The following is a 14,084-nucleotide window of genomic DNA, read 5'->3' as shown; positions in this document are numbered from 1 at the left end:
TATTATTGTTGCGCCTTTGGTCTTTCCGATAGCCACCTCACTGGGAATTGATCCTATTCACCTTGGTATTATGATGGTGGTGAATATGGAAATAGGGATGATCACTCCGCCCGTAGGACTGAATTTGTTTGTGACCGCAGGAGTTGCCAAGATGTCGATGATGAGGGTAGTGAAAGCCGCGTTACCGCTGGTCGGTGTTATGTTCCTGTTTTTGATGATAGTCACTTATGTGCCATGGGTTTCAACCTGGTTGCCAACCCTGATGATGGGACCTGAAATCATTACTCACTAACAGACGCTTATTTTTCATTTGTCATTCAAAGCCGATAAATAAACTTATTTATCGGCTTTTTAGTTTCTTAAACTCTATGGTTAATTTATCCTGCTTAACAGTGACTCATTTCATTGATTCATTTACGGCTGATTGTTATTAAAATTTAATCAATAGGGCAAGTTTAAAATATGTTTAAAGATTTACAAAAAGCGACACTGATCAGGCGTTATAAGCGCTTTCTGGCCGATATTGAGTTACCTAATGGCGACGTTCTGACCATTTATTGTCCCAACACCGGGGCGATGACCGGGTGTGCCGATTCAGGCGATCAGGTTTGGTACAGCACCTCAAACAATCTTAAACGTAAATATAAATACACCTGGGAGCTCACTTTTACTAAAGGTGGCCACTGGATTTGCGTGAATACGGCAAGGGCCAATCAGTTTGTCAAAGAGGCCCTCAATAACAGCGAAATCGAAGCGTTATCGGGTTATAGCAATATTAAAGCAGAAGTGAAGTATGGCGCTGAAAATAGCCGCATTGATTTTCTGCTTACTGAGGACAACCAAGCCGATTGTTATGTTGAGGTGAAAAGCTGTACTTTGCTTGAAGCGCCGATTGCTTGCGGCAAAGGTTTTTTCCCCGATACAATCACAACGCGTGGTCAAAAACACCTTCGCGAATTAATAGAAATGAAACAACAGGGTTTTCGCAGTGTTTTACTGTTTGCCGTACTGCATAGCGGCATTAAATCGGTGCAGGCAGCGGGGCACATTGACGTGAAATATGCTCAATTATTCGAGCAGGCTAAAAAAGCAGGCGTAGAAGTCTATTGCTATCACCCTCAATTAACTCTGCCCTGCCTTGAAGAGTAACTTAAGCGCACTCGGGTGATAAACACCATTAAATGGCAGCTTAAGAGCGTTCCGGTTCTTTATAATTTTGTTTCTCCAGATCGTGCTTTTGCATTTTATCGTAAAGGGTTTTACGCGCTAAATTGAGTGTGACCATCGTCTCTTTAATGCTGCCGCCAGTGACACTTAGCGCCTGTTCTATTAATGCTTTTTCAAATGCTTCTACCTGAGCTGATAAACTTAATCCGCTATCGACAACGTTATTATCGTTATTTAATCCGGTTAATGATCCGAGCAAAATAAAACGTTCGGCCGCATTTCTTAGCTCGCGCACATTTCCCGGCCAGTCATGTGCTAATAATGCCTGCAGCGCATTTGCGGGAAGAGCGGGAGCTGCTTTACCGTAACGTGCCGCCGCGACTAATAAAAAGTGATGAAATAAGGTCGGAATATCTTCTTTGCGTTGTCTTAAAGAGGGTAAATCAAGGGTGACGACATTTAGCCTGTAATACAAATCTTGTCTGAAATCAGGGGCCGTTTTTAAATCTATCTTGGTGGCGGCGATAATACGGATATCAAGAGAAATGGCCTTGTTTGAGCCAATACGTTCTAAACTTCTTTCCTGCAATACTCTTAATAAACGCACCTGCGCCTGCATCGGCATGGACTCAATTTCATCGAGAAAAAGTGTTCCCCCCTGTGCATACTCAAATTTCCCTATCCGCTGCGTACCTGCGCCGGTGAACGCGCCTTTTTCATGCCCGTAAAGTTCACTTTCGATAAGGTTTTCCGGTATCGCGCCACAATTCACCGCGACAAAGTTTTTTGCATTGCGTTGACTTTGCTCATGCAGGGAGCGCGCGACTAATTCTTTACCTGTACCGGTTTCGCCAAACAATAAAATATCGGCCTGGCTATCGGCAACTTGGCTGACCATTTTCTTTAGTGAAATAATGCTCGGGGTATTACCAATAATACGCGGACCCAGTGTTTCTTTACTTTGCAGTGCTTTTTTAAGATCGCGATTCTCCAGAGTAAGCTGGCGTTTTTCAATGGCTTTACGGGTGGTTTCAATTAACCTGTCCGATAAAAACGGTTTTTCGATGAAATCATAAGCGCCGGCGCGAATCGCCTGAACTGCCATTGAAATATCACCATGTCCGGTAATTAGAATAACCGGCAAATCAGGATCTCGCTGGTGTAGCGAGGTTAATAATTGCTGGCCAGATAAACCCGGTAAACGGATATCCGTTATCACAACCACTGGAAGCGTGTTTTTCATTGCTAATAACGCGGACTCGGCATCGCTAAAAAAGTGCGCCTCAATCTCCGCTAATTCAAAGGTTTGTTCACTTGCGCTGCGTAAATCATATTCATCATCAATAAAAAAAACCGGACTCATAATTCTACTCTTCCTTAATTCTGTAATGGCAGGCTAACACAAAATTTGGCACCCTGATCTTGTCTATTGGTCGCCCAAATTCTACCGTGCATGTTTTTTATGATCTGCTGGGAAATCGACAGTCCTAGACCAAGCCCAGTTTCCTTAGTGGTAAAGAAAGGTTCAAATAATTGCGCTAAATCACTTTGTGTAATACCCGTGCCGATATCTATCACTTCAATCAGTGCCTGCTGGTTATTAACCGATAATATTATTTCAATCTTTTTTTCTTCACTGTCTTCCATTGCCTGAATGGCATTGGAAAGTAAATTAACCACTATTTGCTCTAACTGAATAGGCTCAGCTTTTACCTGAACCGATTTATCGGGCAGGTCCATCTTTAATAATACTCGGCTTGCCTTGAGCTGCGGTTTAACCAACTCGTAGGCTGCTAATAACACCGGCTGTAAAGAGATGATAGAAAGCTCGCCGTTTGATTTTCGTGCAAAAGCTTTGAGCTGATAACTGATTTTTGCCATTCGCTCGGTGAGATAGGTAATGCGTGTTAAGTTATTGGAAACTTTATCTATTTTATCCCGCTGAAGAAATATAATCGCATTTTCAGCATAACTGCGAATAGCCGCTAAGGGGTTATTCAGCTCATGACTAATACTGGCTGAAAGTTGTCCTAACACGGCTAATTTAGCAGACTGGATCAACTCTTTTTGAGTCTCCCGCAGCGCCCGTTCAGCTTTGCGTCTTTCATCTATTTCCGCACGTAATGCCGAGGTGCGGTGCATCACCTGAAATTCGAGTTGCTGCTTGGCCTTGGCTTGTAATAACGTTTGTTCATGACGTCTATTTTGTTTTTGACTTATTAAAATGTAAACCAGATAGACTGATAAATAAAACAAGGAAAGCAACACAATAAGGATGCTGACATTAATCAATAAGGAGGTTGTCGGAACAAGTACACGAACCTGCCAATCCACATTGCTTAAGGTTTTGGTGAGTGATAAATAAGTTTTCCCCAAGCGTTTATTAATATTCAAACGCAGCGATGCAGGGCTTTTATCTAACTCACCTGAAAAAGATAATGCTTTGATTTCTCTAGACAGATAGCGGCGACTGTTTAAAATCTGATTTTTCAATTCAGTTGAAAGTGGCGTCATACTGTGGAATAACCAGGATTTTTCGCTTGAAATAAAGACAATATGATTTTTATCAGTGACCAGAAAATGCTGCTCTTTGCCGGACCAATTATTTTCTATTGAAGAAAGATCCATTTTTATGACCACCACTCCTAACACTTCTGCGGCATATTTAACCGGATAGGAAAAATAATAACCACGCTGATCTGACGTTGAACCAAGCGCAAAATAATGCCCGCGCTGATTATTTATCGCCTGTTGAAAGTAGGGGCGGAAAGCGAAATTTTTGCCAACAAAAGAGATGCTTTTTGTCCAATTACTGGACGCAATAGTGGTACCGTTAGCATCGAGAAGGTAAGTGTCCGATGCGCCGATAATTTCATTAACCGATTCCAGATGGCGGTTAGTGATATCAAGTTGAGCAGGGTTATTGACTGCATTTAATGTATCAATCAAGATCCCTTGTCGAGATAACAGTTGCGGGATATAAACAAAACGTTCAAGTTGACTTTCCAGGTGACGGCTAAAGCGTTCAAGTTGTTCCTGATTGGTCGTAATAAGACGTTCATAACTAAATTTCCATAACCAATTCACGGACAGAACAAGGGTTAGAACATAAAGGAAAATAAGTACAAGTGTTATCCGTTGGGTATGACTATGACTCATTATTCGGTAGTGCCATTACTGTTAACTCCTCAATTTCTGGATACAGAGTATATATTACCTAATTTTTCACTATTGACCTTTCATTCGTTAGTGCCATTACTGTTAACTCCTCAATTTCTGGATACAGAGTATATATTACCTAATTTTTCACTATTGACCTTTCATTCGGTAGTGCCATTACTGTTAACTCCTCAATTTCTGGATACAGAGTATATATTACCTAATTTTTCACTATTGACCTTTCATTCGTTAGTGCCATTACTGTTAACTCCTCAATTTCTGGATACAGGGTATAGATTACCTAATTTTTTACTATTAGCCTTTTATTCATTTGCCAAGTGACTCACAAAATTAGGCGATGAATATTCAGTGGGGGCAGGGCAATACAATAAAAAGTCTTTCAGATTGGGAGTTTAGTGTTTATTTACAATAGTTTCCCGCTTGGAACTGCGGATATTTAAGCGTGCCGAAACAAGCGTTTTCCGCTTGATGTGCTGGACATTTAAGCGTGTCGCAGCAACGGTTTATGACAAGAGGTTTGATAAGTGAGTACATAAAGTGCATTTATAATAGTACAGGCCGGTGATCGAAAATATTAAAATAATTTTCTCCTAACCCCTAGCCCCTAACCCTAAGCATGCTTAATAGGGCGCTAATGCAGTTCGTAGGGTGCGCACCGCTTACCACTTTTTTCGGTGCATAGAATGCACCCTACCGATAACTATTCAGTTCGTAACTCAAAGCCCGCAGCCCGCAGCCCGCAGCTCGCAGCCCGCAGCTCGCAGCCCGAAGCCCGAAGCCCGGAGCCCGGAGCCCGGAGCCCGGAGCCCGGAGCCCGGAGCTCGCAGCTCGAAGCTCAAAGCCCGCAGCCCGAAGCTCGCAGCCCGCAGCCCGAAGCTCGCAGCTCGCAGCTCGCAGCCCGCAGCTCGCAGCTCGCAGCCCGCAGCTCGCAGCTCGCAGCTCGCAGCTCGAAGCTCAAAGCCCGCAGCCCGCAGCTCGCAGCTCGCAGCTCGCAGCTGGTATGCTGTGCGCTTAAGCCCCAAACATAGCGAGATTAAGTTCAACACTTTCTCCTAACCAGTAAGCATATTCAGTATGGTCCTTAAGATTATCTCCGGTATTTCCATGCACAAAAATGGTCAGTCCATTGCGCTGTGCATCAAGCCAGGGAATGAATTTATCAAAATCGCTGTCAGTGAACGATATTTGGCAGCTCCACATAGGATGAGGACCGACCGCTTTTTGATGTATTCTACCAACCTTAAGGTCAAACAATTCACCCGCTTGCTGGCACAAGCTGGTTGCAAAGGTCAATGTTTGCGGGTCAAAATAAATGTGGGCATGGTAATGCTTGTGGATGTTGGCGGGGCGTTTAATTTCAGTGATCTCAGTATCTTCCATTTTATTTTCCTGTCGAAAGGGCGTTGTTGCTGACAAGTAATAGCACATCCACTATTTTGTGACCAGATGAAGTTATCAAAAATCCTTTGGATCACAGTCAGAGCCTTGCTTTTAAATCCATTAATTTAATTAATGGATTCGCTCTTAAACCTGATGAGGTAGTATGCCAACCCGCAAAATAACAGCTAAGGCAGAATTTTCTGGTTTAACAAGTGCTCTCAGGAAAGGTGTTTATTAAAAAAATCAATGCTGCGTTGCCAGGCAAGTTCTGCATTTTTGGGGCATAGCGTGCCGTAAAATCATGATGAAAACCGTGATTCATTTGTGGACAGATGTGCACGACGTAATCCATATTAGGGACTTCGGGCGTTAGCATAATGACCTCTGTATTTTGTTGCTGTGATAAAAGACTGCAGAGTAAATGGTATGGAGCGCTTAATATCTGCTTTTGCGATCTGTTAAATTTTGAACTTGTTATTAATAAGTCGCATCCAGCAGATAAAGCATTGAATACGGATCCTAAGTACTGACCTGAAAGTTTTCTTATCTTAAAGAGCGCCTTTATTGAGTAAACTGCTCAAAAATTCCGAAAAATTTAGGTAAGAATACTATAAGCCTTTATTTTAGTTGGGTTTATATGCAATAGGAAAAACACTCAGTATATCAATATGTTAATTTTTCATAAAAACGTAAGCAAGGTCTAATAGTTAAAATATAGTGTATTTAAAACTTTTAGGAGAGCGATTAAAACGGTAATGTAAGATTAATTTGATTAAATTAATCTTACATTACGTATTGCATAAGTTGATCACTCATTTCAAGGAATTATTATGTACTCAAACTTAAAAAGTATTGGTGTTGTCAATTATGAAAACATCGAGAAATATACACTTCGCCAGGAAGGTGATAATGATATTCTAAAAATCTATTTCCATAAGGCTTCGCGCCAGTTTCTTGCCAAAAGTCTTAAGTTTAAATTTCCAAGACAGAGAAAAAAAATAAGCATAGATTATGGCAGCAAGGGATTCAGAAATGTCTCTGAGATTGGCAGCACCCTGCGTTATGTTCTCAAAGAACTCGATTCGCTGACCGAACATGTCAAAGAAGAGAAAGAACTAAAGGTGCAGGTACTAGAGGATTTAAAACACTTGGAATCTGTGGTTGCAAGTAAAATAAAAGAAATTGAACGCAAATTAGAGCAAATGTAATTATTTTTAAGCGTTACAAAGAAGAGCACTCAAGCTGCTCTTTTTATCTGCATTACCCTTCAGTTTGTTAACCATCGGGTTATCCATCTTGCTCTATTTTTTGAAAGGCAAAGCAAACAGCCGGCTATTGTTACCTCTATTCTTAACCCTCTCGATTAAAAACAAAATAAAATTTTTTTATGATTTTGTTTTGCTCTATTTCCCCGCAAAGCGTACAGTTAGCGACTTTTTCTATTCATATCTAACTATCTCCTTGATGCGCATTTTTAAGCCGTTTAGTTATATATTTTGAAGGTTTTGCTGTGAGTATTATTCTTGGTATAGATCCCGGTTCACGAATTACCGGATATGGTGTTATTCAGCAAAAAGGCAGTAAATGTATTTATATTGCCAGTGGTTGCATTCGCACTAAAGGCGATACGCTGGCCCCCAAACTGGATATGATTTTTAACGGCATTAGTGAAATTATCAAACAATATCAACCCACTGAGTTTGGTATTGAACAAGTCTTTATGGCAAAAAATCCGGATTCTGCTTTAAAACTCGGGCAAGCTCGTGGCGCAGCCATTGTTGCCGCTACTCAGGCTGATTTATATGTCTGTGAATATTCAGCCCGGCAGATTAAGCAGGCAGTTTCCGGTAGCGGCGCGGCAACGAAAGAACAAGTTCAGCAGATGGTAATGCAGATTTTAAATCTTTCGGGCAGACCCCAGGCCGATGCTGCGGACGGTCTGGCGGTTGCCATATGCCATGCCCATACAGCCCAGACTATTGTTGCAATGTCCGGGAAGGTTGCTAAAACCGTGCGTGGCAGGTTTCGCTAACTTATTTTTAGCACGCTTTATTCTCCCCCCAATTCGCCTCAGAGGTAACAATGAAAGATCTTTCTCAAACGCAGCTTGGTATTGTCTATGCGCTTAGTGCCTATTTGTTGTGGGGCGTTAACCCTATTTATTTTAAGTATCTTAGCTTTATTCCTATTTATGAAGTATTAGCGCATCGGGTGATCTGGTCGGTGGTGTTTATCGCTATTGTGATCACTTTTTTGGGAGGATGGGGAAAAGCATTGATTATCCTTAAAAAACCCAAAAACATTTTATTTTTAACCTGTACAAGTTTACTCATTACGGTTAATTGGAGCGTTTTTATTTGGGCGATAAATAATGGACGTATGTTAGAGGCAAGTTTAGGGTATTTTATTAACCCGCTGATTAATGTTGTTTTGGGGCTGCTTTTCCTCAATGAAGCCTTAAGCCGACTAAAATGGATTGCCGTCTCATTAGCCCTGCTTGGGGTACTTGTTCAGGTTGTACAGGTAGGTAGTTTACCTTGGGTTTCTTTAGTGCTGCCTATTACTTTTGGGTTTTATGGTTTATTGCGTAAAAAAATTAAAATTGAAGCCCTGATTGGCTTGTTTTTTGAAACCTTATTAGTGTTACCCGTGGCATTGTATTACCTGTTTTTTGTCGCTAACGGTGAAAACGCCAATATGCTTAATAATGATTGGTCGTTAAATCTTTGTTTAATGTTTGCCGGTATTGCGACCGCGATGCCGCTTTTCTTTTTCGCACAAGCGGCATTACGTTTAAAGCTGTCAACCCTGGGTTTTTTCCAATATATTGCTCCCTCAATGATGTTTTTGATGGCGGTGTTTATCTATGATGAAGCATTAAGTTTAGCGAGAGTCATTACTTTTATCTTTATCTGGGCGGGTATCTTTTTATTTGCTTTTGAGAATAAACTTCAAAAATGGTTATGACCTTAGCTTGTTAAAGCATGTATCGAAAAATAATACTGGATATTTACTCAGTTGTTTTTTATGCTTGTCGCATTATATTATTAGCTAGGATGTTAGAATGATCGGACGATTACGTGGTGTTTTATTAGAAAAGCAACCTCCAGAAGTATTAATAGAAGTGTCTGGTGTAGGTTACGAAGTACAGCTACCGATGAGCTCTTTTTATGCTTTACCCGATGCAGGACAAGAAGCGATTATTTATACGCATTTTGTCGTACGTGAAGATGCCCAGCTGTTATACGGTTTTGCTGATAAACATGAACGTGCGATGTTTCGTGAATTAGTTAAAGTGAATGGGGTGGGGCCAAAGTTAGCGCTGGCTATTTTGTCCGGTATGTCAGCAAATCAATTTGTGCAGTGTATTCATAATGATGCCGTCACTACTTTAGTTAAATTACCGGGTGTGGGTAAAAAAACTGCTGAGCGTTTAGTGGTTGAAATGAAAGACCGACTCAAAAACTGGACGGGTGCCGATTTATTAACACCGGAAGCAGATAAAATGGTCTTTGAAAACGAATTTACGAATAGTGCTGCTAACCATAATGCTAAAGATGAAGCTATTAGTGCGTTGGTGAGTTTAGGGTATAAACCGGTTTTGGCGGAAAAAGCGATCCAGCAAGTTTATCAGGAAGGCATGGATTGTGAGGCTTTGATTCGCAGTTCATTAAAAAGTATGCTTTAAATGATCAAGAAAAAGGATCTGGCAAAAAATGATAGATGAAGATCGCCTGATTTCAGGCACACAAAAGATAGATGAAAACTTTATTGATCGGGCCATCCGTCCAAAATTTTTAGCCGATTACGAAGGTCAGCCGCAGGTTAATAAGCAGATGGAAATTTTTATCGAGGCTGCGCGTCAACGTAATGAAGCATTAGATCACTTACTTATCTTTGGTCCGCCCGGGTTGGGTAAAACAACCTTATCGCATATCGTTGCCAACGAACTCGAGGTTAATATTAAAACCACCTCGGGACCTATTCTTGAAAAGGCGGGTGATTTAGCGGCGTTGTTAACCAATCTTGAAGAAAATGATGTCCTATTTATCGATGAAATACACAGATTGAGCCCGGTTGTGGAAGAAATTTTATACCCTGCGATGGAAGATTACCAACTGGATATTATGATTGGTGAAGGTCCCGCTGCGCGCTCTATTAAGCTGGATCTACCCGCATTTACGTTAATCGGCGCAACAACGCGAGCAGGATCGTTAACTTCTCCTTTGCGAGACCGTTTTGGTATTGTGCAGCGCCTTGAATATTACGACCTTAAATCACTCACGCGTATTGTGTTACGCAGTGCCGGGCATTTTAAGCTCGAGATGAGTGAAGCCGGCGCCGTTGAGATTGCGCGGCGCTCACGCGGTACACCGCGTATCGCCAATCGTTTATTACGTCGGGTACGGGATTATGCTCAGGTCAAAAAAGCCAATATTATTGATGACAGTGTCGCAAAATTAGCCCTGGATATGCTCGAAGTGGATAATGAAGGCTTTGATTATATGGATAGAAAGTTATTGATGGCGATTTTAGATACCTTTATGGGTGGTCCGGTCGGCTTAGATAATTTAGCGGCTGCCATTGGCGAAGAGAAAGAAACCATTGAAGATGTCCTAGAGCCCTACCTTATTCAACAGGGGTTTTTACAGCGCACACCGCGTGGACGCATTGCCACCAATAGAACCTATCTACACTTTGGATTTGATAAACCCCAATAGCGAAAAGATGAAAAACAGAATACTCTTTGAGGGCTCCGGGATCTTCAAAGGGTAAGGTCATCAATAACAATATTAGTTATTAATCTCGTTGATTTCCAGCAATCCCCCCGGCGAATGATCAATATCCTCCCTTGCCATTTACCCTTTACCGACTTGCTCTCTCCCAATAACAATTAGTCTCCAATACAAGATAAAACGCTTAAACTTTAGCTCGCCTTTTAGCTACTCTTTTAGCGACTCTATTGCATTGTAGTATCCCTTTGAAAGATAAAACTATTCCTTAATCGAGTCCTTAGAATAAAGAATTCAGGGGCAGGTTTTTATAAATGAAAGCTTGATCTAAATCAAATTACTGAGTATAAATAATAGGTAATTAGATCGTAACTCATTGATGTTAAAGTATTGTTAAACTTGAGGTGGTGAATGTTGCCGTGGTTAACAGCTTATTAACATTGAGCTGGAAGCTTGCTTATTTTATCGTTCGGGTGTGAAAATGATTAAAAAATATTTACCGCAACATGGCATCTTTTCAATTCCATTAATCCGTGAAATAACAGTAATTTTAATCATTAAAATTATTGTTATTTTTACTATTAAGTACTTCTATTTTTCAGATCCTGTGGCGTTTAATGAAGCTCATCTGTTTGGAGAAGTAACCTCGCAAGAAATATCGCTGCAGAACAATAACAAATAACTATTTATTTAGGAGAAAGAAATGGATGACATAGTTGATTTATCGCGGTTGCAATTCGCAATGACCGCCATGTATCACTTTTTATTTGTACCGTTAACACTTGGGTTAGCGTGGTTATTGCTGATCATGGAATCTTTATATGTGATGACCGGTAAAGAAGTTTACAAAGATATGACTAAGTTTTGGGGCAAACTATTTGGTATTAACTTTGCGCTTGGTGTGACCACAGGTTTAACCATGGAGTTCCAGTTTGGCACTAACTGGGCTTATTATTCACATTATGTTGGTGATGTATTTGGTGCGCCTCTGGCGATTGAAGGCATGATGGCCTTCTTTTTAGAATCCACCTTTGTTGGTTTATTCTTTTTTGGATGGGACAGACTGACTAAATTACAGCATCTCGGAGCTACTTTTTTAGTGGCCTTTGGTTCAAGTATGTCGGCGTTATGGATTTTAATTGCCAATGCCTGGATGCAGAATCCGGTCGGTGCAGAGTTTAACTACAACACCATGCGGATGGAGATGACAAGTTTTGCCGAACTGGTTTTTAATCCGGTCGCACAGGTTAAATTTGTGCATACCGTAGCCTCTGGTTATGTAACAGGGGCGATGTTTGTTCTGGCGATTAGCTCATATTATTTACTAAAAGGGCGTGATTTGGCTTTTGCTAAACGCTCTTTTGCTATTGCCGCCGCTTTTGGTACTGCCGGCATTTTATCAACTATCGTATTAGGTGATGAAAGCGGTTATGAGATAGGTGATGTACAGAAAGTGAAACTCGCTGCGATTGAGTCCGAATGGGGAACTCATCCTGCTCCCGCTGCTTTTACCCTGTTTGGTATTCCTAATCAGGACGAGCAGCGTACCGACTATGCCATTAAAATTCCCTATGCGTTAGGTATTATTGCGACGCGTTCAATCGATGAAGAAGTGATTGGATTAAAAGAATTAATGGCCGAGCATGAAGAACGTATTCGCAACGGAATGATTGCTTACGGGTATTTGACGGATCTGCGCAACGGCGATAAATCCGCTGAAAAAATAGCGGCCTTTGAAGAAGTGAAAGTGGATTTAGGCTACGGACTATTACTGAAAAAATATGCGCCAAATGTTGTTGATGCCACGGAAGAGCAAATTCAGCTGGCCGTTGATTTCAGTATTCCCAGAGTCGCGCCAATTTTTTGGTCCTTTAGGATCATGGTCGGTTGTGGTGTGTTGATGTTATTTATTTTCTTATTTGCGTTTTATCAGTCAGCGCGTAACCGGATAGGCAAAAATAAAAGATTCCTTAAAATAGTTCTCTATAGTCTGCCGTTACCCTGGATAGCGATGGAGGCCGGATGGATTGTTGCCGAGCATGGTCGTCAGCCCTGGGCGATTGCTGAAATATTGCCAACCCATATGGGTGTCTCGAGTGTTTCAAGCGACCAGCTTATCTTTAGTATTGTTTCGATTGCCGCATTCTATACCGTATTGCTGGTGATTGAGATGTACTTAATGTTCCGTTTTGCACGTTTAGGGCCAAGTAGCCTTAAAACCGGGAAATATCATTTCGAGCAGTTAGCTAAACTCACGCAAAATAATAAACAGGGATAGGAGATTCTTATGTTTGATTACGAAACATTAAAATTATTATGGTGGTTATTAATAGGCGTTTTACTGATTGGTTTTGTTATTACCGATGGGTTTGATATGGGGGTTGGTGCACTGCTGCCTTTTATCGGTAAAACCGATCAGGAACGGCGCATTATGATCAATAGTATTGCGCCGCATTGGGAAGGCAATCAGGTCTGGTTAGTACTGGCAGCCGGGGCTATTTTTGCTGCCTGGCCAACCGTTTATGCAACCGCATTTTCCGGTTTTTATGTGGCCATGATGCTAACCCTGTTTGCTTTGTTTTTCCGTCCGGTAGGCTTTGATTACCGCAGTAAAATCAGCGATCCGCGTTGGCGGAGCAGTTGGGATTGGGGGATTTTTATCGGTAGCGCTGTACCACCGATCATTTTCGGTGTCGCTTTTGGTAATTTGCTGCAGGGAGTCCCCTTTGTCTTTGATGAATACTTACGTTCAACTTATCTGGGCAGTTTTTTTGATCTATTAAACCCTTTTGCTTTGTTAACTGGGGTATTCTCGTTAACTTTATTTATTTTACAGGGTTCAACCTGGCTGCAAATGAAAACCGAAGGCGCTGTACAGCAACGAGCACGTTTGCTTTCATTATATTGTGCGCCGTTAGCAATCCTGCTATTTGCATTGGCCGGGGTTTGGGTCGCTTACGGTATTGATGGTTATATGATCACTTCATTAATGGATCTAAATGGACCTGCTAATCCGTTACTAAAGTCGGCTCAGTTGCAGTCGGGTGCTTGGCTTGCAAACTATGATAAATATCCACTGACTATGATTGCACCACTCATTGGTTTGTCATTTCCAATATTGGTTTGGATCGCCAGTAAATTTAATCGTAATGCTTTAGCTTTTTTCTTTAGCAGTATTACCCAAGCGGGCGTATTAATGACTTTTGCCTTTAGTATGTTTCCCTTTATTATGCCATCAAGCATTGATCCCAATGTCAGTTTAACGGTTTGGGATGCAGTATCGAGTGAGATGACACTTAATATTATGACCATTGCTGCTGCTATTTTCTTGCCCATTATTTTACTTTACACCTGTTGGTGTTATTTCAAAATGTTTGGTCGAATTGGCAAAGAATATATGGCTAAGAATAAACATTCAGCGTATTAACAATGACAATAAGGGTTTTTTATGTGGTATTTCGCGTGGATTTTAGGGGTTTTGTTGGCTTGTTCATTAGGTATTATTAATGGCCTGTGGTACGAGCAAGTTGAAGCAAATGAGAAGGCAGACAGTGTGGATGAAGATCCGCACGCTTAATTATTATCAATGCTATGTGGTATGAGAAAGTGAACGGTGTTGATCAC

At 41.3% G+C, this 14,084-nt stretch carries 14 protein-coding genes; 11 read left to right on the top strand and 3 right to left on the bottom strand.

Annotation, left to right across the window (positions count from 1 at the left end; translation table 11 throughout):
• Both CXF72_RS10850 and sfsA read left to right on the top strand, forming a co-directional pair.
• Nucleotides 1-292 (top strand): TRAP transporter large permease subunit (locus CXF72_RS10850; protein WP_157823149.1); only part of this gene is annotated, 292 nt, incomplete at its 5' end.
• A 170-nt stretch (nt 293-462) separates the two neighbouring features.
• On the top strand, nt 463-1,149 hold the full coding sequence (sfsA, locus tag CXF72_RS10845) for a DNA/RNA nuclease SfsA (protein WP_101039044.1): 687 nt from the start codon (nt 463-465) through the stop codon (nt 1,147-1,149).
• Nucleotides 1,150-1,189: 40 nt separating this feature from the next.
• Here sfsA and CXF72_RS10840 read toward each other — a convergent pair whose 3' ends face one another.
• From CXF72_RS10840 to CXF72_RS10820, 3 genes are all read right to left on the bottom strand, one after another.
• Nucleotides 1,190-2,530: a sigma-54-dependent transcriptional regulator gene (locus tag CXF72_RS10840; protein ID WP_101039042.1), complete on the bottom strand. Its 1,341-nt coding sequence runs from the start codon at nt 2,528-2,530 to the stop codon at nt 1,190-1,192.
• A 14-nt stretch (nt 2,531-2,544) separates the two neighbouring features.
• Nucleotides 2,545-4,326, bottom strand: a complete 1,782-nt coding sequence (locus CXF72_RS10835; RefSeq protein WP_101039041.1) for a sensor histidine kinase — start codon at nt 4,324-4,326, stop codon at nt 2,545-2,547.
• Nucleotides 4,327-5,358: 1,032 nt separating this feature from the next.
• On the bottom strand, nt 5,359-5,727 hold the full coding sequence (locus tag CXF72_RS10820) for a DOPA 4,5-dioxygenase family protein (protein ID WP_232784955.1): 369 nt from the start codon (nt 5,725-5,727) through the stop codon (nt 5,359-5,361).
• Between the two features lie 830 nt (nt 5,728-6,557).
• Between CXF72_RS10820 and CXF72_RS10815 the strand changes: the two genes are divergently transcribed.
• The 9 genes from CXF72_RS10815 to cydX all read left to right on the top strand — a co-directional run bounded on the left by CXF72_RS10815 (nt 6,558) and on the right by cydX (nt 14,037).
• Complete coding sequence (locus CXF72_RS10815; RefSeq protein WP_101039036.1) at nt 6,558-6,935, top strand: DUF3461 family protein; 378 nt, start codon at nt 6,558-6,560, stop codon at nt 6,933-6,935.
• A gap of 302 nt (nt 6,936-7,237) precedes the next feature.
• Nucleotides 7,238-7,759, top strand: coding sequence for a crossover junction endodeoxyribonuclease RuvC (gene ruvC, locus CXF72_RS10810; RefSeq protein WP_101039035.1), 522 nt, complete (start codon nt 7,238-7,240; stop codon nt 7,757-7,759).
• Between the two features lie 50 nt (nt 7,760-7,809).
• Complete coding sequence (gene rarD / locus CXF72_RS10805) at nt 7,810-8,694, top strand: EamA family transporter RarD (protein ID WP_101039033.1); 885 nt, start codon at nt 7,810-7,812, stop codon at nt 8,692-8,694.
• A 97-nt stretch (nt 8,695-8,791) separates the two neighbouring features.
• On the top strand, nt 8,792-9,415 hold the full coding sequence (gene ruvA / locus CXF72_RS10800; RefSeq protein WP_101039031.1) for a Holliday junction branch migration protein RuvA: 624 nt from the start codon (nt 8,792-8,794) through the stop codon (nt 9,413-9,415).
• A gap of 28 nt (nt 9,416-9,443) precedes the next feature.
• Nucleotides 9,444-10,448, top strand: coding sequence for a Holliday junction branch migration DNA helicase RuvB (gene ruvB, locus CXF72_RS10795; RefSeq protein ID WP_101039030.1), 1,005 nt, complete (start codon nt 9,444-9,446; stop codon nt 10,446-10,448).
• Nucleotides 10,449-10,941: 493 nt separating this feature from the next.
• Nucleotides 10,942-11,142, top strand: coding sequence for a cytochrome oxidase putative small subunit CydP (gene cydP, locus CXF72_RS10790; protein WP_101039028.1), 201 nt, complete (start codon nt 10,942-10,944; stop codon nt 11,140-11,142).
• Between the two features lie 21 nt (nt 11,143-11,163).
• Nucleotides 11,164-12,738: a cytochrome ubiquinol oxidase subunit I gene (locus CXF72_RS10785; protein ID WP_101039026.1), complete on the top strand. Its 1,575-nt coding sequence runs from the start codon at nt 11,164-11,166 to the stop codon at nt 12,736-12,738.
• A gap of 9 nt (nt 12,739-12,747) precedes the next feature.
• A complete protein-coding gene (gene cydB, locus CXF72_RS10780; protein WP_101039024.1) occupies nt 12,748-13,887 on the top strand; it encodes a cytochrome d ubiquinol oxidase subunit II in 1,140 nt (379 codons plus the stop codon).
• A 21-nt stretch (nt 13,888-13,908) separates the two neighbouring features.
• Nucleotides 13,909-14,037: a cytochrome bd-I oxidase subunit CydX gene (gene cydX / locus CXF72_RS10775; protein ID WP_101039023.1), complete on the top strand. Its 129-nt coding sequence runs from the start codon at nt 13,909-13,911 to the stop codon at nt 14,035-14,037.
• Nucleotides 14,038-14,084 lie beyond the last annotated feature (47 nt).

Origin of the sequence: Psychromonas sp. MB-3u-54 (genome assembly GCF_002836415.1) — a bacterium.
In the GTDB taxonomy this organism is placed as follows: domain Bacteria; phylum Pseudomonadota; class Gammaproteobacteria; order Enterobacterales; family Psychromonadaceae; genus Psychromonas.
Note: the sequence above shows the minus strand (reverse complement) of the source record. Positions and strands in the feature narration are given on the sequence as shown.

Bases quoted from the DNA above. Each gene is read 5' to 3' on its own strand.
- CXF72_RS10815 (WP_101039036.1), top strand. From the start codon at position 6,558: ATGTACTCAAACTTAAAAAGTATTGGTGTTGTCAATTATGAAAACATC.
- ruvA (WP_101039031.1), top strand. From the start codon at position 8,792: ATGATCGGACGATTACGTGGTGTTTTATTAGAAAAGCAACCTCCAGAA.
- cydX (WP_101039023.1), top strand. From the start codon at position 13,909: ATGTGGTATTTCGCGTGGATTTTAGGGGTTTTGTTGGCTTGTTCATTA.
- cydP (WP_101039028.1), top strand. From the start codon at position 10,942: ATGATTAAAAAATATTTACCGCAACATGGCATCTTTTCAATTCCATTA.
- ruvB (WP_101039030.1), top strand. From the start codon at position 9,444: ATGATAGATGAAGATCGCCTGATTTCAGGCACACAAAAGATAGATGAA.
- CXF72_RS10840 (WP_101039042.1), bottom strand. From the start codon at position 2,530: ATGAGTCCGGTTTTTTTTATTGATGATGAATATGATTTACGCAGCGCA.
- CXF72_RS10820 (WP_232784955.1), bottom strand. From the start codon at position 5,727: ATGGAAGATACTGAGATCACTGAAATTAAACGCCCCGCCAACATCCAC.
- cydB (WP_101039024.1), top strand. From the start codon at position 12,748: ATGTTTGATTACGAAACATTAAAATTATTATGGTGGTTATTAATAGGC.
- rarD (WP_101039033.1), top strand. From the start codon at position 7,810: ATGAAAGATCTTTCTCAAACGCAGCTTGGTATTGTCTATGCGCTTAGT.
- sfsA (WP_101039044.1), top strand. From the start codon at position 463: ATGTTTAAAGATTTACAAAAAGCGACACTGATCAGGCGTTATAAGCGC.
- CXF72_RS10785 (WP_101039026.1), top strand. From the start codon at position 11,164: ATGGATGACATAGTTGATTTATCGCGGTTGCAATTCGCAATGACCGCC.
- CXF72_RS10835 (WP_101039041.1), bottom strand. From the start codon at position 4,326: ATGAGTCATAGTCATACCCAACGGATAACACTTGTACTTATTTTCCTT.